This is a genomic window from Microcoleus sp. A2-C3 (assembly GCF_036706065.1).
Taxonomy (GTDB): domain Bacteria; phylum Cyanobacteriota; class Cyanobacteriia; order Cyanobacteriales; family Microcoleaceae; genus Microcoleus.
In genome coordinates, this window is sequence record NZ_JAUBVX010000025.1 from 25660 (window position 1) to 44895 (window position 19236).

17 protein-coding genes are annotated in these 19236 nt (G+C 45.5%); 6 read left to right on the top strand and 11 right to left on the bottom strand.

The window, feature by feature from the left end; translation table 11 throughout:
• Positions 1 to 24 precede the first annotated feature (24 nt).
• On the top strand, positions 25 to 387 hold the full coding sequence (locus QUB66_RS15345) for an STAS domain-containing protein (protein WP_265237893.1): 363 nt from the start codon (positions 25 to 27) through the stop codon (positions 385 to 387).
• Between the two features lie 459 nt (positions 388 to 846).
• Here QUB66_RS15345 and QUB66_RS15350 read toward each other — a convergent pair whose 3' ends face one another.
• Positions 847 to 1497, bottom strand: coding sequence for a chromophore lyase CpcT/CpeT (locus QUB66_RS15350; protein ID WP_332966105.1), 651 nt, complete (start codon positions 1495 to 1497; stop codon positions 847 to 849).
• A gap of 343 nt (positions 1498 to 1840) precedes the next feature.
• On the opposite strand from QUB66_RS15350, the gene psb29 reads away from it, so the two are divergent.
• Positions 1841 to 2554: a photosystem II biogenesis protein Psp29 gene (psb29, locus tag QUB66_RS15355; protein ID WP_265237891.1), complete on the top strand. Its 714-nt coding sequence runs from the start codon at positions 1841 to 1843 to the stop codon at positions 2552 to 2554.
• A gap of 302 nt (positions 2555 to 2856) precedes the next feature.
• Here the strand turns inward: psb29 and QUB66_RS15360 are convergent, their stop codons facing one another.
• The 3 genes from QUB66_RS15360 to QUB66_RS15370 form a co-directional block, all read right to left on the bottom strand.
• The gene (locus QUB66_RS15360) at positions 2857 to 3393 is read right to left on the bottom strand and encodes a late competence development ComFB family protein (protein WP_265237890.1); all 537 of its coding nucleotides are present in this window, start codon (positions 3391 to 3393) and stop codon (positions 2857 to 2859) included.
• Positions 3394 to 3605: 212 nt separating this feature from the next.
• Positions 3606 to 4547, bottom strand: a complete 942-nt coding sequence (locus QUB66_RS15365; RefSeq protein ID WP_375339819.1) for a M23 family metallopeptidase — start codon at positions 4545 to 4547, stop codon at positions 3606 to 3608.
• A 152-nt stretch (positions 4548 to 4699) separates the two neighbouring features.
• On the bottom strand, positions 4700 to 5791 hold the full coding sequence (locus tag QUB66_RS15370) for an acyltransferase family protein (protein WP_265237889.1): 1092 nt from the start codon (positions 5789 to 5791) through the stop codon (positions 4700 to 4702).
• 118 nt (positions 5792 to 5909) lie between these two features.
• Between QUB66_RS15370 and QUB66_RS15375 the strand changes: the two genes are divergently transcribed.
• Both QUB66_RS15375 and QUB66_RS15380 read left to right on the top strand, forming a co-directional pair.
• Complete coding sequence (locus QUB66_RS15375; protein ID WP_265237931.1) at positions 5910 to 8225, top strand: cation:proton antiporter; 2316 nt, start codon at positions 5910 to 5912, stop codon at positions 8223 to 8225.
• A gap of 53 nt (positions 8226 to 8278) precedes the next feature.
• A complete protein-coding gene (locus QUB66_RS15380; RefSeq protein WP_332966106.1) occupies positions 8279 to 8524 on the top strand; it encodes a hypothetical protein in 246 nt (81 codons plus the stop codon).
• Here the strand turns inward: QUB66_RS15380 and QUB66_RS15385 are convergent.
• A complete protein-coding gene (locus tag QUB66_RS15385) occupies positions 8508 to 8720 on the bottom strand; it encodes an Hfq-related RNA-binding protein (RefSeq protein ID WP_265239432.1) in 213 nt (70 codons plus the stop codon). The genes QUB66_RS15380 and QUB66_RS15385 overlap by 17 nt on opposite strands.
• 194 nt (positions 8721 to 8914) lie before the next feature.
• Between QUB66_RS15385 and dapF the strand changes: the two genes are divergently transcribed.
• Entirely contained in the window at positions 8915 to 9760 is an 846-nt protein-coding gene (dapF, locus tag QUB66_RS15390; protein ID WP_332966108.1) for a diaminopimelate epimerase, read from the top strand.
• A gap of 41 nt (positions 9761 to 9801) precedes the next feature.
• The gene (locus QUB66_RS15395; RefSeq protein WP_332966109.1) at positions 9802 to 10947 is read left to right on the top strand and encodes a hypothetical protein; all 1146 of its coding nucleotides are present in this window, start codon (positions 9802 to 9804) and stop codon (positions 10945 to 10947) included.
• A gap of 148 nt (positions 10948 to 11095) precedes the next feature.
• On the opposite strand, the gene QUB66_RS15400 is transcribed toward QUB66_RS15395, so the two are convergent.
• The 6 genes from QUB66_RS15400 to QUB66_RS15425 all read right to left on the bottom strand — a co-directional run bounded on the left by QUB66_RS15400 (position 11096) and on the right by QUB66_RS15425 (position 18929).
• A complete protein-coding gene (locus tag QUB66_RS15400; protein WP_332966110.1) occupies positions 11096 to 12376 on the bottom strand; it encodes a hypothetical protein in 1281 nt (426 codons plus the stop codon).
• Between the two features lie 15 nt (positions 12377 to 12391).
• The gene (locus QUB66_RS15405) at positions 12392 to 12934 is read right to left on the bottom strand and encodes a hypothetical protein (protein ID WP_332966111.1); all 543 of its coding nucleotides are present in this window, start codon (positions 12932 to 12934) and stop codon (positions 12392 to 12394) included.
• Between the two features lie 38 nt (positions 12935 to 12972).
• The gene (locus QUB66_RS15410; RefSeq protein ID WP_332966114.1) at positions 12973 to 15570 is read right to left on the bottom strand and encodes a dynamin family protein; all 2598 of its coding nucleotides are present in this window, start codon (positions 15568 to 15570) and stop codon (positions 12973 to 12975) included.
• A 388-nt stretch (positions 15571 to 15958) separates the two neighbouring features.
• Positions 15959 to 17143: an aspartate aminotransferase gene (locus QUB66_RS15415; protein WP_332966116.1), complete on the bottom strand. Its 1185-nt coding sequence runs from the start codon at positions 17141 to 17143 to the stop codon at positions 15959 to 15961.
• Between the two features lie 418 nt (positions 17144 to 17561).
• The gene (locus tag QUB66_RS15420; RefSeq protein ID WP_332966118.1) at positions 17562 to 18722 is read right to left on the bottom strand and encodes an iron-containing alcohol dehydrogenase family protein; all 1161 of its coding nucleotides are present in this window, start codon (positions 18720 to 18722) and stop codon (positions 17562 to 17564) included.
• Positions 18723 to 18788: 66 nt separating this feature from the next.
• Entirely contained in the window at positions 18789 to 18929 is a 141-nt protein-coding gene (locus QUB66_RS15425) for a hypothetical protein (RefSeq protein WP_332966119.1), read from the bottom strand.
• Positions 18930 to 19236 lie beyond the last annotated feature (307 nt).

The following is a 19236-nucleotide window of genomic DNA, read 5'->3' on the forward strand; positions in this document are numbered from 1 at the left end:
GTAATAATTTTGAGGGAAGGGTCAGTGATTCATATTGATCAAAAAACCCACACGCTTCAAGACGGTACAACAGTTATCGTCTTAGCACCGACAGGACGGTTGGACATCACGACAGCTTGGCAATTCCGCCTCAAGTTGCAAGAGTGTATTTCCAAACTCAGCCGTCATGTCGTCGTGAATCTTGGTCAGGTAAACTTTATCGATAGTTCTGGCCTGACCTCGTTGGTAGCCGGTATGCGCGATGCGGATAAAGTTAAGGGCAGTTTCCGCATTTGCAATGTTCATCCAGAAGCCAAACTGGTGTTTGAAGTCACCATGATGGATTCTGTGTTTGAAATCTTTGACACGGAAGAAGAAGCTCTAGAGGGGGTGCCACGCGCAAGTTAAGAAGACCGGGCGGTTGAAACCGCGTCTAGACAAACAAAACCTGCCTCCGCAGGTTGAAGAAAACCGGGCGATTGAAATCGCGTCTAGACAAACAAAACCTGCCTCCGCAGGTTGAAGACCGGGCGGTGAAAATTACGTCATCGAAAAATTGGGCGGAGCGTAGCGGAGGGTTGAAACCTCCCCCCTTTTAGGGGGACTTTTAGTCTCTAATTAAAAGTCTACCGCAGGGCTTGCGGGAGGCAATAGCCAAAGCCTGTGGAGCGAGCATAAGACCGGAAAACCCTTCGGGAGGTGGAGGCAGTTGCAATGAAACAGGAACCCAAATAGCGATGTTTGGGAATCGCCGCACTTTTAGGGCGGTGAGAATGTCAACTTCTTCTTTAGTCCGCGGAGGCGGACTTTGTTTTTGTAGGCGCGGTTTCAACCGTACGTCCGATCTTTGTTTGTTTAGAGGCGGTTTCAACCGCCGTCCGATCTGATCCCAAGCGTATTAGCCAATATTTCAGAAGCAAAATCCTGACGCTTCACAAATCTAAAAGGGCCCATTAAAGCTCCCCAGATAGCCTTGCCTGTCGTGGGGCTTATTCCTTTGTCATAGCTGAGAAATTCCTCCTCTGCGGCTTCAAACCCCAAGTCTACTTGGTAACTTTGCCCGCCGTAGGTAAATCCACAACGAGTTCCCTCCGGCAGAGATGCCCGAAAACGATAGCGATTTGAGCCTAAATTTTGCACCGCAATGGAAAGAGTGCAACCGGGGAGAAGTTCGATTTGCTCGCCCTTGAGTTTTGCCAGTAAGTCGGGGTTGCGACCGGCTCCTTTGACGGTTTCGATATCCTTAAACATATAATACTGAGCTTCTATAAGTCCCGGTGCTGTCTTCACGTACCTCAGTTGCACGATTCGCGGGCGGTAGGGCTTGTCTAATTCCAGAATGTTGGCTTGTTCGGCAAACAGGGCAATGCTGGGTTCGGAAAATAGAGGCACGGGCAATGGTCTTTGCCAGAAACGCAGGTGAACGTACCAAGCCGGGTCTGCTAGGGCTTGTTCCCGGTTGTCAAATTCACCGGCCATGTACTGGGCTAACGTTCTTAGTTCAGGAGAAATTGTCATTTTTGTGGGATTTTTGAGGATTTGGGCTTGACATTAAAAATTTATTGTGATATGGCTGGCGAGAGATGGGCTGGACAAGTCAAAAGATTAGATTTCTGAGCGATCCCAGCTAAGCTATGATTGTAAAGATACTTGGCTTTTGTCCTCGTAGTGCGACCTATTAATTGTTGCTGCCGATCGCCCGCAAAATCTTTTTCATAAAATTTTGTCTGTCTTCCCGGCTGCTGCACTTTGAAAAAAACTGGCAAATTTTGTCAGCGCGATCGCCAATCGACTCCCCCGACTTTACTCATGCCGCGCTCGCCCATAGGCTGCGGCAAAATTATTTATCTATAAAACTCAGGTGAACAATAACCGTACTGTTTCAGATACTAAGCGAAGTTTCTATACGATTCACACTCGACCAATTAACTCAATTTACCGTCGAGTGGTGGAAGAGTTGATGGTAGAAATGCACTTGCTTTTGGCGAATGTCGATTTTCAATACGACCCGATTTATGCTTTGGGTGTGGTGACAGCTTTCGATCGATTCATGCTCGGTTACGCCCCAGAAGCAGATAGACTTTCGATTTTTAACGCTTTGTGCAAGTCCCTAGAAGACGATCCCGATCGCTACAAGCAAGACGCTCACAGATTGGAAAGCTTGGCCGAGCGACTTTCCGGGTCTGAGTTGCTGTCGTGGCTCGATCGCTCAACCAGCTTTGAGGATACAGGAGATTTGCAAGCGTCTTTAGGGGCGATCGCCAGCAACGCTCAATTTAAGTACAGTCGCTTATTTGCGATCGGCTTGTTTTCGCTGTTAGAAAAAGCTGACCCCGAAATGGTAAAAGACCAAGAAACGCGAAATGGCGCGATCGCCAAAATCAGTGCGGCCTTGCACCTCCCTGAAGACAAAGTTAGCAAAGATTTAGATTTGTACCGGAGCAATTTGGAAAAAATGGCCCAAGCGCGAATCGTGCTTCAAGATGTCATCCAAGCGGAACGGAAAAAACGTGAAAAGCGAGAAATAAAAGTTACTGCCGCCCCCTCAGCAGACTCTTCTGAGAGCAATAATTAATCGTTTGAAGTCATTGGTCATTGGTCATTAGTCAGTGGTCATTAGTGGTCATTAGTCGTCAGTCGTCAGTCATCAGTCAGAGGGAAGAGAGAAGAAGGAAAAGGGAATTGTTTGTTTTAGGTAACAAACCAAGAAAACTCTTAAAAATTTTTTTCTTTAATTATGACGAAGGCATTCTGATGAATCCCTTCTGCTTTCTGGCTTCTGCGGATCAATGAATGTTTGTGGCTCACAAATTAAAAATCCCGCTTTCTGAATAGAGCGGGATCGACTTAACCAAAATAGAGCTGTTGGAGGTGGTACTACGGCTGGAGTTCAAAGTTAACAGCGTTAGCTTGCAGCCAATTGCTGAGATTAGACAGAACTTCGCTTCCAGAAGACTTGCCCAAAGCTGTGGGGTGGACGGGATCTGGTCTGTCCAAGTTGCGGTCGATCGCTGCATTGACTTCTTTGGAAATCAAATCGTGAAGTTGTTCTTTAGCCCTAGCCCTTTGAAAGTGAGCTCCCTCTTCCGTCGTAGCGTACAGAGGCGGCAGCCTATTTAAAGCATAAGCTGCAATATCTCCTACATCCAAATTCAGCTCGCTCGTCGCTTCAATTTCTGCCACCCTAGCGATCGCATCGCTGAGCACCAACTCTTCCATCACATTGATGAACTGTTTGCGTGGCAAAACCACAACTTCCCCAGTCAACAAAGCTCCCATCAGGCGATCGAGAGCCATGTACTCTTCGATCGACAATTCAGAAGCCGTATTGCAGATCCGTCCCACTTCAGCTTCCATAGCCGGCGTTAAATAGCCGTCTTGCAAAGCCTGTTCAACAATTTTTTCAATACTCATATATGCTTCCCGCTCAACGGCATCATTAATACAGTTTTGTTTTTTAAAGACGCAATTGCTGGCGTCTTCAGATTCGAGTTTCGATGGTGGAGTTGAGAATTTTCATACAAATCCTAACTCAATACCGATCGCCTAGAACACTTATCTGTGTACCCCAGCCACAAACTTACCCCATAATTGACCGTTAAATTCGTCAAAATCGGTAAAAAGTCCTACTCAATTCCCTGAAGCCGCCAAGGTACCGGATCGATCGACTGCCCGTGCACATAAAGTCCCCAGTGCAGGTGAGGGCCTGTCGCAGCCCCCGTTGACCCCAGAGCACCAATTACTTGACCCGCTTTTACGAAATCACCTTCCTTGACATCAATCCGGCTGAGGTGCATCAAAATACTTGCTACCCCTTGACCGTGGTCGATACCAACCACATTACCGTGGATTTTGAACCCTTGGGATTCCCGTCCCACGAGAGAAACCCTACCAGCGGCCGGTGCGACTACAGGGGAACCGTAAGCGCCGCCGTAATCCACGCCACGGTGGTAGTAGTCTTTAGCAAATACTCCATTATAGTATCGCTGCACGCCGTAAATAGTGGTAACTTCGCCAGAGTTAGGGCGCAATAATTTGCCATCCCAAAATTTTTCGGGTGTCACCAGTGCTTTAAAGGCGTCCACGGGATCGAATTCGGCATCTGTACCTTCTTCGTCTTTACCGGGTGGCAGCCAGATGGATTGAGTGGGAAAATCTCGATCGCGCACTTGCACGTTCAACTTCTGCACTTGTCCGTCACCGGAGACTTGCAGAAGGCGGGCACCGGGTTTCTCTACCGGCGTCGTCGGTAGCAGGGCCCGAAAGCGGCCGTTGCCGATCGGAAACGCGGGGTAGTTTTTCTGCTGTAAAGAAACTGTTGGAGTTTCCCCGCCGTTACCGTCAACCTGAATGATTACTGACAGCGTATCTCCCAGTTCGGGATTTTGTGGTGTCACGACTACCTGCAAAGCTTGCACCGGCAGGGCCAAACTCAGAAAGCCGGCCACCATAGGCGCGATCGAACTTATCGTTAGCTTATTTGCTTTCAACTGTCGCCACCGGGAAATAGCACCCACAGATATGTTCGCACTTTGCCCGCAGTTGCCTCGATTCACAGTCATGAGCATAGTTAGGCTTCCTTAACCTTTGTCAAGCTAATGTTACACAAAGCTGGCAAATTTAGCACTTTTTTTGTGATCCGATAGCCTCAGATGTAGGGTGCGTCGGGATCGCCAATATTCGCATCAAATCGACAATCTCACCCCGACGCACCACACAATTAGCCTGCTTGTGTCTTTGGAAGGCTCATTTTTTCAACTATATTTTTCCGCAGATAAACCGTCAGAGGTTTTTCGATCAAAGAGTAGAATATGCAGCCGACAACTACGGCAAACAATGCCACCAGAGCCGGAGCAAAGAAACCGTCGAAATATTTTCCTAAATTCGCCTTTTGCACAATTTTTGTACTTGCTGATATCACTGGGCTGTGGAGCAGAAATATTGAATATGAGGCATCGCCTAGGAAGATGAAAAGAGCAGGAATTCTCGGAGAATCCTTAAGGTCGATCGAACTTGCAGCAACGATCAACAGAGCGGCCAGCACTGCAAAAGTTTGGATCCGATCGAACTCAATGTTACCCCAAGCTACCAGTATTGCTAATATAAGATATCCTAAATTGGCTATCCCAAATAATAACCATCTGTAATTGGTAATTTTATTGTTATATTTAATCACTATATAAGCAGCCAATCCACCCAAAACAAATTCTAGATTCATATTACCAAATACTAGATTTAGTAAGAAAAAAGTATCGGAAAATTGTATGACTTTAGAAAAATGTAGAAGTGTAATCAATAGCCAAGCCAAAAGTATAGGCACTGACTGTTTAGGCTTGAACCAGATAGCTATGCTGAACAATACGTAAAAATACATTTCGTAAACTAAAGTCCAACCTACATCCAGAATCGGCTTGTCATTTTGAGGAATCAAGAGCAGCGACAGAATTATCTTTCCAAAATTTAAATCTTGAGCATTAGCAAAACCGGGAATAACTAGAAAGAAACACAAAACTATCAGAGTAATTATCCAGTAGATCGGGTAAATTCGGACGCAGCGCTTGACTAAAAATGATTTTAACTGGTCTTTTTTCCCGATCGCCGATCGATGAACATACACCATGATAAAACCGCTCAATACAAAAAAGTAATCAACACCACTCCAGCCAGCCTGAAATAGATTAAAAAAAGTAACTTGATTTAATCTCTCCGTGCTCATCTGGTTGACATGAAACATTACCACCAATAACGCCCCAATCCCTCGATAAACTTGCAAGAGATTGAGCTTTTTGTGAGGAGTAGAACTCTTTGTCATGAAAAAATACCTTGTTCAACAGTGGCAGTTGGGCTTGCTACTCAACTATAATCAACGCCCCCAACATAGTCAACACATTAAACACTATAATATAACTTTACACTTTTTTCATAAAGTTGTGCAAGAAGACTTCCGACTGATCGTTGACTTAGTTATAGTTCTCGCTGCTGCCGCAGCAGGAGGACTCTTTGCATCGCTGTTGCGACAGCCGGTAATTCTCGGATACCTCCTGGGAGGGATCGTAATTGGGCCGGCTGGTTTGGGGCTGATTAAAGAATTAATTCAGGTAGACACCCTCGCTGAATTCGGTGTTGCCTTTCTGTTGTTTGCTTTGGGAGTAGAGTTTTCCTTTGCCGAATTAAATCGAGTTAAAGCAATTAGTCTGGGCGGGGGGGGCTTGCAAATTGTGCTGACGATCGCCTTTACTACTGCAATTTCCTTGGCTGTAGGCTGGGTAGAATCCCCCGCCCAAGGCGTGTTTTTAGGGTCGATTCTGTCGCTTTCCTCGACAGCAGTTGTACTCAAATGCTTGATGGAACGCAATGAAGGCGGTACTTCCCACGGGCAAGTCATGCTGGGAATCTTGGTAGTTCAAGATTTGGCTTTGGGGCTAATGCTGGCAGTTTTGCCGGCCCTCAATCAGCCCGCAGAGGCGATCGGCATGACGGTAGTCTGGGCTCTGGTGCGGATCAGCTTATTTGCTGCTGGTGCAGTAGTGGCGGGCATTTGGATCGTACCGCAATTGCTGCGCTACCTCGCGAGAACGGAAAGCCGGGAACTGTTTTTGCTGGGAGTTGTGGTTTTGGCTTTAGGGATTGCGCTGCTGACAGAATATCTGGGTTTCTCGATCGAGATGGGCGCCTTTGTGGCGGGTTTAATGATTTCGGAGGTGGAATATGCCGACCAAACTCTAACTTACGTTGAGCCTTTGCGAGATATTTTTGCATCCTTATTTTTTGTCACCATCGGAATGTTAATCGACCCGATGTTTCTCTGGAGCCATCTAGAATTAATTCTCGGACTGGTATTTCTAGTATTTGTCGGCAAATTCTTGATAATCACGCCGCTCGTTCGACTATTTGGTTATCCGCTAAAAACAGCATTGATCGTAGGTTTGGGCTTAGCTCAAATCGGAGAATTCTCCTTTGTACTCGCTAGTTCCGGTCAAATGATGGGACTGGTTTCGCGAGAAGTTTATCTATTAATTTTAGGAACGACAGCAGTCACCTTGGTGCTGACTCCGTTTGTATTGAGAAGCGTGCCGCAATTATTGAATTGGGCGGAAAATTTCGGGCCTTTGCAGCGATATTTTGACGAAACATCTCAACCTGTGGAAATCGCGGAAAATTTGCCGGAACAAAATCATGTTGTGATTTGCGGCTACGGGCGAGTTGGCAGAAATTTAGTCAAAATGCTGCAGGGCCGCAACTGTTCAATTGTGGTGATCGATGAGTCAGAAAGGAGAATTCAAGATTGCAGAGTGCTAGGAATTCCCTACATTTACGGGAATGCTGCTAGCTTGCACGTCTTGGAATCTGCCGGGATCGAACGGGCCGCTTCAATGGCGATCGCCCTTCCCGATCCCATGAGCACTCGCTTGTGTCTGAAGCGGGCTTTAGAATTAGTTCCAGATTTGGATATTGTCGTGCAGGCCAACAAAGATAAAGATATCGAACTGCTTTACCAACTGGGGGCGTGGGAAGTTGTGCAGCCGGAGTTTGAGGCTAGTTTAGAACTGTCTGCCCACTTGCTGGCTGGCATGGGCGTCTCAACAATGGCAATTGGACGGGAAGTGCAGCAAATTCGCAGCAGCCGTTATCTGGAATTGCGGCCAGCGCGCGAACCTTTGGCGATTTCGCGGGATTTGAAGGTGGCCGTTCAAGATATGAACAGCGAGTGGTACAACTTGCCGCAGGGTTCTCCTATCGCCAGCATGACTCTGGAAGAAACTAACTTGCGGCAGTTGACAGGGGTCAGCGTAATGGCGATCGTCCGCCAAGATGGCGAGGAAATTGATTATCCCAACGGCAAGACAGCTTTGCAGTCTGGCGATCGAGTTTTGGTAGTGGGAGAACCGGAAGAAATCATCAGCTTTGAGTTGCTGGCGAAGGGCGAAGTTGCAGTGCCGCAGGGCGGTAGTTCTTGCCAGTGGCTGAGGCTGCCAGCCAACAGCCTTTGGGCGGGCAAAAAACTGTCAGAGGTAGATTTGCTGATCCAGTACGGGGTGCAGGTGCGGGCAATCCGCCGGGAGGGGAAATTTACTCGCTGGCCGGACGCAACTACCAGTTTGCAAGAGGGCGATCGTTTGTTGCTGTGTGGGGGCTTCTACGAGCTCGGTTTGATGCAGCGGACTGCCTCACCGCCAGTTCGGCAACCAGCCTTAAAGCTGCCTTTTCTCACCGCCCAAGTCAGCGAAAAGCTGTTTAGCGATTAGTCAGTTGGCAGTTGGCAGTTGGCAGTTGGCAGTTGGCAGTTGTCAGTTGACAGTTGACAGTTGACATTAGTCAGAAGGAAGAAGGAAGACGGAAGACGGAAGACGGAAGACGGAAGACGGAAGAAGAAAGAAGGAAGACGGAAGACGGAAGAAGAAAGAAGGAAGACGGAAGACGGAATATTTTCCCCCTCTCCCCATCTCCCCCTCTCCCCATCTCCCCATCTCCCCATCTCCCCCTCTCCCCATCTCCCCCTCTCCCCCTCTCCCCCTCTTCCCATCTCCTCACTTGTTGGGTTTAATATAGGCAATTGCCGATCGCGAAATCATAATTTGTGTTTCTGAGGGATCTAGGAGGCAAAGACAGCTATTGTCCTGCCAAAAAATTCTGCCGGCTAGCAAGTCGCCGGTCATGAGTTTGATCTCTACCTGTTCTTTTTCTTTGATGTAGCTTTGTATTAAGCGAATGCTGGGCAATCCGGTCTCAAATTCAGACATACTGGGAAATGGGTAATTTGGTCATTGGTCATTGGTCATTAGTCATTAGTCATTAGTCGTAGGGTGGCCAACTGAGGAGTGAGGATTGAGAACTAATGACATCCGGGCGGGACGCAACTGGCAAATGAGTAATGACTTAATGACTTTATGCAGTGTATCAACTAATCAGTTTTAACCAAAAGAGGTTTGTTTTTATGCCGATCGAGTTTGCGAAGTATCACGGACTGGGCAATGATTTTATTCTGATTGACAACCGCCACTCCTCAGAACCAGTTTTAACACCAGAACAAGCTGTCGAAATGTGCGATCGACATTTCGGGATCGGCGCAGACGGCGTGATCTTTGCCCTACCGGGTCAAAACGGCACTGACTATACGATGCGGATTTTTAATTCCGACGGTTCGGAACCGGAAATGTGCGGCAACGGAATTCGCTGTTTGGCTAAGTTTATCGCCGATTTGGAAGGTGAGAAGGCGAAAACTGACTACCGCATCCACACTCTGGCTGGTGTGATTAGTCCCGAATTGCGATCGGACGGTCAAGTTAAGGTGGATATGGGAGTTCCCCGGCTGCTGGCTGCGGAAATTCCGACAACTTTAGCTGCACCGGATGCGAAAGTGATAGATGTGCCGATCGAAGTTGCTGATAAATCTTGGTCTGTTACCTGCGTCAGCATGGGTAATCCTCACTGTATTACTTTTGTAGACGATGTTTCGGCTGTTGCTTTGGAAACTGTCGGGCCCGGGTTTGAACACCACCCAGCCTTCCCCAAGCGCACCAATACGGAATTTATTCAAGTTATACGATCGAACTACGTAAAAATGCGGGTGTGGGAAAGGGGTGCAGGTGTTACTCTAGCTTGTGGGACTGGTGCTTGTGCTGCTGTGGTGGCTGGGGTGTTGGTCGCCAAGTGCGATCGGACAACTTCAGTTGAACTCCCCGGCGGCGTTTTGGAAATCGAATGGGCAGAAGTTTCTGGGCGGATTTACATGACTGGGCCGGCACAGCGAGTATTTACTGGCTGTCAGTTGACTGACTAGAATCTAAAATCTAAAATCTAAAATTTACTAGGTGAATGTGCATGGCTGGAGGTATTTATCTGATTCAGGACGACGACAGGCTGGTAGAAATGATGGAACAGCCCTACGACTCGGAAGACCAGTTACAAGATTTGCTAGTAACTTATCCTAATTTGATCGCTGGAGACCAAATCGATCGCGCGACGGCGCGGAGGTGGCTGTTAATTTCGCGGGAAACAGCAGTGTCCACCGATGAGGAAACAGCCGTCCAGTGGTCGCTGAATCATTTGTTTCTCGACCAAAATGCAGTTCCTACCTTGGTGGATGTCAGGCGAACTCCTAATTCCCAACTGCGGCAAAAAGTGTTGGGTCAGTCGATCGACTATGCTGCGAATGCGGTAGTTTACTGGCCAGTCGATTCAATTATTGCTCTGTTTGAAGCTAATTGTCGCGATCGCGATCGCGATCCCGAACAGATTTTTGAAGAGTTTCTCGGCGCCGATGCTAATGAAGACCTATTTTGGCAGAAGGTTAAAACTAATTTGCAAGCGGGTAAAATTCGCTTAGTGTTTGTCGCTGACGAGATTTCCGCTGAAATGCGCCGAGTTGTCGAATTTCTCAACGAACAAATGGACCCGGTTGAAGTTTTAGCCCTGGAAATTAAGCAGTACGTAAGTGAAGATGGTTTGAAAACCTTGGTTCCCAGAGTTATCGGTCAGACAGCCGAAGCACAGCATAAAAAATCCAGTTCAACGCGCGAAAGAAGGCGCTGGGATGAATCGTCATTTTTTGCGGAAATCAAAGCTAGACGGGGCGCGGACGAGGCGCAAATGGCAAGAGAAATTTACCTGTGGGCAAAAAGTCAAGAACCCGAAGTTCAAATCCACTGGGGAACAGGAGATATCTACGGCGGTTTTACCGCTTGGTTTCCTCACAAGGGCAGAAAACCCTATCAGTTATTTACTGTAGATATTGCTGGCAGAATGGAGATTTCTGCTGACAATTACGGTTCTGTACCGCCGTTTAATGCGGAGGAAAATTGGCTGGAATTGAGAAATAGGTTTAGTTCGATCGGTCTTTCACTACCTACAGAACCAGGGGAAAGAAGGTCGCCGAGTCTGGCTTTGTTTACTTTGCAAGACGAATCAGCCCTGAAGCAAGTTATGGAAACTTTTGAATGGGCGATCGAGCAAATTAAAACGTTATAGTTACACTCACAGATGAGAGAAACGGAGGACACGGCAGTGCCGTTTCCCTACCCCGATTAATTGTAGGGAAACGGCACTGCCGTGTCCTCTCCTGATTGTGGCTAATATTAATTCCGATGCTACCGGATTTGATATGACGCACCCTACTCTATGTGCTGGGTAGTATGTATATGCCCGGTTCAGTGTCTGGCCCAGGCAGAATTTCACGGCTGCTTTTAACACCTTTACTTTCGCACAGATTTGCAAACGATTCTAAACCCTCTAATCTTGCTAAAAGTTCACTCAACCCATCCAAATATTCAGCTACAGCAATTTGGCGATGTGTCCATGCTCGATCAAATTTAGCAGAACTATAGGACATTTCAAACTCTACATCAACATAATTTTTTTTGCCTCGGATTTGGTCAGGAGATAAAGTGCGATCGCTTGGTGATATTTCCGTAATTCGTTCTACTCGTTCTGAGGCAATATGGTTTTTAAACCGAGAATTAGTAAAGCGATAAGCAGTAGATAGATAAGTGTTTTCATCATTGATTAGTGCCTTACCCCATCTTTCCGCGACTTGTTTAAATTGGGGGATTTCTAACGCCAGTAATTCTTTAGCTTCTTGATGTTTTCCTATTTCTAGGAGAAGATTGGCTTCTGTTGCTGTGGCTACGGCCCAACCTTGAATAGAAACATCAGCATTGAGCATAATTTCAGCATCTAATTCTGGGGTAGCTTGCATTGCTTGATTACTGAGAAATAGTCGCACTCTCGAAGCTGTTTTAAGGGCTGAACTCCGTGATCCATCAGGAAAACGAGAACGATCATCAAGTTCAGCTTTTAAAGCAGCAATTTCTTGAATTAGCATGGCTTGATGAAGATTGGAAATAGCTTTCGCGAGGCTTTTTTGCTTTTGGTGGCTGTCTTCTACCAATAAATACAGATATGCCAATTGTTCAGAGATAATATCTAAGCGATTATCAATCCGATTTAAGCCAGCTTCAACACGGTTAAAGCCTTCTTCCATTGACTGTTGAATGTGACCTAAAGTTTTTTGTACTTGGTTCAGTTTAGATCCCATATAGGCAAAGCCAGCAATACTGATACCAAGGTTTAAAACACTTGCGCCAGCAGCAATTTGACTTAGCCCCATCACTGAGGATAAGGTTTTTTCAAAGCCGATTAATTTACGATCGATACCGATTAATTTATGATAGGTGAGCCCATGACCAATCACATCAATTCCTGCCAAAATGGGATCAAATGGAACAGTCATCAGTTTGCTAGTCAGTCCGGGAGTTTCGGCTAAATGGCGGACAATTTGACCAGCCTTTACAGTTCCCGCAGCCCATCTAATAACGCTTCCATAGCGTTTCATGGAACCATCAAGTAAACCCTTGATAATTTCTGGATTTTTAACTAAAAGAGTGGCATCAATCAGCATTTTACTTTATCCTGTTTAGCGATTATAAACTTCAAGCTTTTCATAGGCTTCTATTTGCAATCTATTTGACACTTTAATATCAACTGCTAAATCAGCTAACTTACGAAAAGCATCATATCTATCGAGTTGATTGACATTAGGCTTAAATCCTTCGTCAGATTGCTTGAGTTTAATCTCAACCAAGTAAATGTTATATTCTGATTCGGCTCCTTGGGCGACTGAATACTCATTAATATCAGGTATTTTCTGAGAAAGTTCAGTTTCAGATCCTAGCCATAAATATCTCGTAATTTGGTAAAGTTGTTCTCCCTCACTAACATCAATCTGCTTTTTGTCTTTTAGCGATTCAAGAAAATATGCGTGCGAGGCGGAAATCACTAAAACTAAAGAAGGTGGAATTACTGGTTTGGGAGGAAGTGGTCCTAATACTGCTTTTACTACTGCTCTTACTACTAATACTGCTCTTACTACTAATACTGCTCCTCCTAATACTGCTCCTCCTACTACTGGTACTCCTACTACTATTAATAATAAACTATCCATATCACTAGATTCCATTTTTTAACTCCTGAATGTCATTAGGTTTAAAACTTGCTTCACTGACGAAAAATCTCTTGTAACTTTTCACAATCTGCTGTTGCATGATTTTTTTTAGCTTCAAACTCACGCCAAAACTGTTTTTTTTGCTCAAAATTGCCCTCAATAATACTTGATTGTTGCTGCCAATCACGTTCAGCTAGATTGGTAATCTCATCAACGGATTCTTTAAAGATATCGCTAACATAATCTAACCGTTGGAGAATCCACTCAAGCAAAATATCCCACAAACTCCCTTTCCCTTTTTCAATTCCACTTGACCATTGTTTTGCCATTAAGCCTGGAGACGGAAGGAAAAGTTCGATGTATTCAACCTCTGTTTTTTTATAACGGTTTTGCTTGATATTATTCTCGGATACCTCAAAAAAATTTTCTGGTAAAGTTGGCAAGTTTTGAGTTAACTTTTTGCCTAAATTACTGATGGCTACTTTTTCAAGATTAATCGAAGAAAAATTGCCCTCGGTCAGAAAAACTTTTAGTTTCTTAACTTGTTCCTCAACTAATGATTCTAAAGCTTGTTCAAACTGTTGTGCGTTTGATTGTAGAACAAACTCTGCCCTTACAAATATAGCTTCTCTCATCCTGTGATATAGCAAGCGAACATAGCGTTCATCATCTTCAAGTTCTTTTTTCTCCTTATCATCATCAGCCCGTATACGCTTAACTAAGCATTCTGACTCACCAGAAAATTTACTGAGTCTGCGACTAACATGATCATAGTATTTAGAAATATCCTCAGCTAATGAAGGTAATGTGACTTCCCTTAGTTTATCTCTTAGCTCAAAAGCTCCTTGATTATTTTTAAAAGCATCGCGAATGAGAACAATTAGAGATGTGGTTAAATCCCCTACTACATTTTTTTTTACCGCATCATATTCAAGTTCTTTTTCCCCCTTATCATCATCAGCCCGTATCCGCTTAACTAAGTATTCTGACTCACCAGAAAATTTACTGAGTCTGCGACTAACATGATCATAGTATTTACAAATATCCTCCGCTAATGAAGGTAATGTGACTTCCCCTAGTTTATCTCTTAGCTCAAAAGCTCCTTGATTATTTTTAAAAGCATCGCGAACTGGAACAATTAGAGATGTGGTTAAATCCCCTACTATATCTTTTTTAACCGCATCAAAAATCCGCTGAAATCCATTACGTCCTTTTTTGACAGCCTCTTGTACGAGTTGATCATTAATTTTAGGATCATCGCTTTTCAAGCCTGCTTTCAGTTCCTCAATTTCTACCTTAAATTCTTTCCCAACTTCTTTGATATTATGAAAATAATGACGGCTTTTATCTATTTTCTTTCTTTCTTGCTCAACCTGTTCCTGTTGGGAAATTTTTATGGGGTGAATCCTAATTTCCAGAGATTCTGCTAAAGCATTGTAAGGATCGAATACTTCCAACAATGCAGGAAGTATTACCAATTCAGCAAATGATTCTTGAACCCGCACACGGAAACGATCCCAAAGTTCTCTACCTCCACTCCATTCTAAAGAAGAGTGGAGAATTTGCCGCATGGTTTCATCATCAATAGTCTTATTGTCATCTACCCGATCTTCAATATCGCGAAACCAATCCTTTAAATTGCGGTTCTCCTTAGTATTTAATTTAATAACTCCTGCACAGTCTTGAAACATAGCTTTAAGGAGTTTTAACCGTATCTCCTGACTGATCACTGACGGTTCGTTACCCGCTCCTGAACCCCAAGCACACTGAGCATAATATAAAAGACGAGCATTAAAAGGCAGAACATCAGGAAGTTCTGGAAGTGATAAGACCTCTTTAATTTCTTCTCTTAACTTATCAATCCGCTCTGATAGGGGTAAATCATCGGTTCCTCGGTTATCGACCCGATTTAAGATAAAAATCATCGAATCTGTGCGACCTTGTAGATCTTCGACAACTTTCTTTAATTCTTCCAATAGGCGTTTTCTGTGCTCATCATCTACCTGCATATAGTCCAAAGCCACTAAACTAAAAGCTTTATTAAGTTGCTTTTGGATAGTTGCTAAGTTAGCCCGGTCTTGAACTGATTTCAATCCCGGTAAATCAATCAATTCAACTGAGATTCCGTTGGGTAAACCCAGTAAAGAAGCATCACAAGCAGGTAAAAGAGGAACATGAGCGGTTATTTGTGGCGCAACATACTCACGCTTTTTCCGCGCCGCGTGATAGGAGTGCATAACTGCGCGAATCCGCTGGTATAAATCCTCATCGCTTAATCCCGTCCATTCACCAGTATCCCAAGCAGCATCTTCCGTTTCTGCAATCATTAATCTCTGTTCTTGAGAATGTTTGATGGTTAATACACCCCCACTCATTTCTCCGGCTTCAATCGGTGCGATTTTCCGACCAATCAGCGCGTTAACAATCGTTGACTTTCCAGAGGAAGTTGTGCCCAGAGTAGCAATCCGAAAACTAGGATTTTCTAAGCGTTGGACGGCTTCTTGATGAACAGTTAAAAATTCCTGTAGGCAAGATTGAATCCCCAAATCATCAAAAACATCCGGGGAGGAGTTAACTAAGCTAGAGACTGAGTTGCCTAATTCTTGTAAAAGGTTGCGGGTGTTGTTTAACTTAGATTCAATTAGGGGCATAGCAAGAATGCTTTCTTAATGATCTTTGTTAAGTATAACTAAGGATGCACGGCGTCGGACATCGTACATCCACGGATGTTTTAAACCTGACCACAAAATAAAGAGTGACTCTTAAATCAACTTGTAGAGTGCGTCGGAGATTGATTATTTCAATTTTAAGAGGTTTATTCTGCTCTGGGGCATCCTACGCACTAAGCTGTCCCGCACCTTGCGTTATATTTTTCGGGCGGGCGGGACACCGCACAATAATTTCATCAAACTTGATTGTACAATTTATATGCGCCTGAGCTTGTTAATCTCATTATTATGTTTAGGGGATAATGGGTGTCACCTTCAACATAATAATGAGTTGATGCAGAGTGAGCGGCAAATAACCAATAACCAATGACTACTGATAGCGAATGTTTGCTTGTTTCAAGCGGCGCAAAGCTTCTCCCAGCCGATCGCAATCTGCAATCAAACTAATCCTCACATATCCTTCGCCACCAGGGCCGAAAGCATTACCAGGAGTAACAACCACACCCGTTTGCTGCAAAACATTCAGGGCAAAATCAGTCGAACTCATGCCCGGAGTGCAAGGAACCCAAAGATACATTGCAGCCAGAGGTTTAGGAATATTCCACCCTAATTCTGCCAGCCCTGCAACCATAAAATCGCGGCGAGTGCGGTAGCGTTCCTGCACTTCGTGCAAGTAACTATCCGGTAATTGCAGTGCTGTTTCCGCTGCTGTTTGTAAGGCGGAAAATATACCGTAATCTAAGTTAGTTTTTAACGTTCGCAAACCTTGAATTATCTTACTATTTCCTACTACAAAACCCACTCGCCAGCCGGCCATATTGTAAGTTTTTGACATCGTATGAAATTCGATGCCGATTTCTTTGCCGCCGGGAATTTCTAATAAACTTGTCGGTTGATAGCCGTCAAAGGCTAACTCCGCATAACACAAGTCATGAACTAGCAAGATTTGATGTTTGTGGGCGAAAGCAACAATATCTTTGTAAAATTCGCGGGGGGCGGTGGCTCCGGTGGGATTGCTGGGATAATTAAAGTAGAGAATTTTTGCTTGTTCGGCTACGCTATCGGGAATCGAACCTAAGTCAATTACCCAGTCATTTTCGGGTTTGAGGATGATGTTATGAACTTTGGCACCGGCGATAATCGGGCCGCGAAATAATACCGGATAAGCGGGACTCGGTACTAATACTAAGTCGCCGGGATTGATATAGGCGATCGCAAAATGTGCTAAACCTTCTTTGGAACCCAATAAAGGCAATGCTTCGCTTTCTGGATCGAGTTCAACATTGTAGCGGCGGCTGTACCATTTGGTAATTGTGCGGCGAAAACTGCCAGTTCCTTCAAAGGGTGGATAGCCGTGATTTGCAGGATTTTGGATGGCTGCGACGGCTGCTTCTACTACTGGTTGAGGAGTGGCACCGTCGGGGTTTCCCATTCCTAAGTCTATTAAATCTAGTCCTTGTTCGCGGGCGCGGGCTTTGAGTTCGTCGAGACGGGCAAATACGTAGGGCGGTAGTGTTTGCAACCTGTCAGCAGGGGTAATCCAATCCAAGGTCATTTATTTTTTGTCAGTTGTCAGTTTTTCTGGTTTGTAGTCAGGACTTCAGTCCTTTCTAGCACAATACGGTTTAGTTAACACCCGGAGATCCCCCTAAATCCCCCTTAGGTCGGGGGACTTTGAGAATACTCTTGTTTCCCCCTTCTTAAGGGGTGTGCCAGGGAGATCGGACTTAACTGAACCCATTAGTGTCAACTTAGGGTCAAACCCGCAGTCCGGCAGGGGTTTAAACCCTGCCTCAAAGCGAAAGTCCTCTAAAGAGGACTGGAAAACTCATCAGTCCTCTTAAGAGGACTTTCGCTATTAGCCTGGGGTTTAAACCCCAGGCGGTCTGCGGGCTACGTTGACACTAATGAACTGAACCGTATTGCTTTCTAGCACGGTTTTTTCAGGACTTTAGTCCTTACTACAAAAGGTTTTAATGCTTGATTTTCAATTCTCCCACAGGTGCGGTAGTAGAAACCATCGCCGCCATTAATTGTTCGGGTACGACTTTAAACGGCAGTCTGTGGATGTCAGAGTCGGGATTGCAGGCTATGTCGGCGGCCTGCTGCAATTGTGTGAGGCTAATGTCTCCAAGTCCTAGATTGTCTAAAGTTTGGGGCAATCCAATCTCGGCGTAGAATTTTAGCAGTTGCTGTCTGGCGGTGGCTGCGAGTTGATTGTTTTGCAGCATTTCTTCTAGTCGCAGTTGTACTAAAATGCCGTAGGCGACTTTTTCTCCGTGCAATGTGCCGTGACTTGCTAATAGATGAGTTAGGCCGTTGTGGACGGCGTGGGCGGCGACGGTGCGACATTGGGCTCCGCCGATGCCGCCGATTACTCCTGCTAGCAATACGGCTGCGTCTGTGACTTCTTGCCAGGTTTCGCTACCGGGTTCTTTGAGGGCGGCGGCTGATTTTTGGAATAAGATATCGCGTAGGATTCTAGCTTGTTGGACGGCGGCAATTATCATTGTCTGTTCGGAGTGTCCGCTGCTGACTGATGCTTCGTACCATTTGGCGATCGCATCTCCAATTCCTGCTACTAATGTTCGTTCAGGTGCGGTTTGAATTAAGCCGTAGTCGAGTATCAATAAATCGGGACATCTGGCTAATGTGACATCGTATTGGAATGCGCCTTGTTCGGAATAAATGTTAGAAAGGGCTGTCCAAGCGGCACAGGTGGCTGCTGATGTCGGTATGGTGACAATGGGAATTTGACACTGATGCGCGAGGAGTTTGGCTGCATCCAAGGCTTTGCCGCCGCCGACGCCGATGATGAAGTCGGCTTGATGGGTTTGGGCGGCTTCGCGGAGGGTTTCGAGGCTGTTTTCGCTGCAATCTTTGCCGTAGTCTGTGTGGGCGGATTGTAGGGGCGATGCCCCCGTGCTCGCCCTTTCGAGGGTTGGTTGCAGGTAGGGTTGGGCGGCGGCGAGGGAGTTGCTGCCGCCGACGATGAGGGGCCGCTTTCCGAAACGGGCGATCGCATCTCCGGCTTGTGATAGGGCTTTTTGACCCCGCAATACACGGGCGGGAGCAATTGTCAAGGAATAAATTGCGGTTGTGTTGGTAGTTTTTGTGCTTTGGGTTTGAGTCATCGAACCACTGGATGAGTTACGGGAAGGTTGACGCTTTGCAGGATTGCTGGATTTTCTAGGATAACTCTAACTCGTATTGGGCGACTTGGTAAGTTTTGTAAAGTTTTTATTAACTATTGTGGTTGGGGTGGGTATGGGAGAAGGGAGTTGAGGGGCGATCGGTTCTAGGTGGCGATCGCGAGTATTCACCCAACTGTAGACTTCCAATTCGCTCGTTTTAATGATGTATATTGGATAGTGCTGAAAGGACAGATGCTTTGTTTCAGCATAACAATTGTAGATTGAGGGGCTTTACACTGTTTGATGCGTTCTTTAGTCGATCGCTGTTGTCAAGGAAGGAGCTAGTCACGATATGCTATGCTTTTATACCCGCAACAGGAGATTCCGACGGGAGTAAGAAGAAATTGACATACATGAGCAATTTGCGGTATTTTATAGCTATGTAGCGAAAAGAGCTAAGCGTGCACAGTAGCTGCTGCGGTTGAGCTATACTGTTATGCAACTCAAAGGAGTT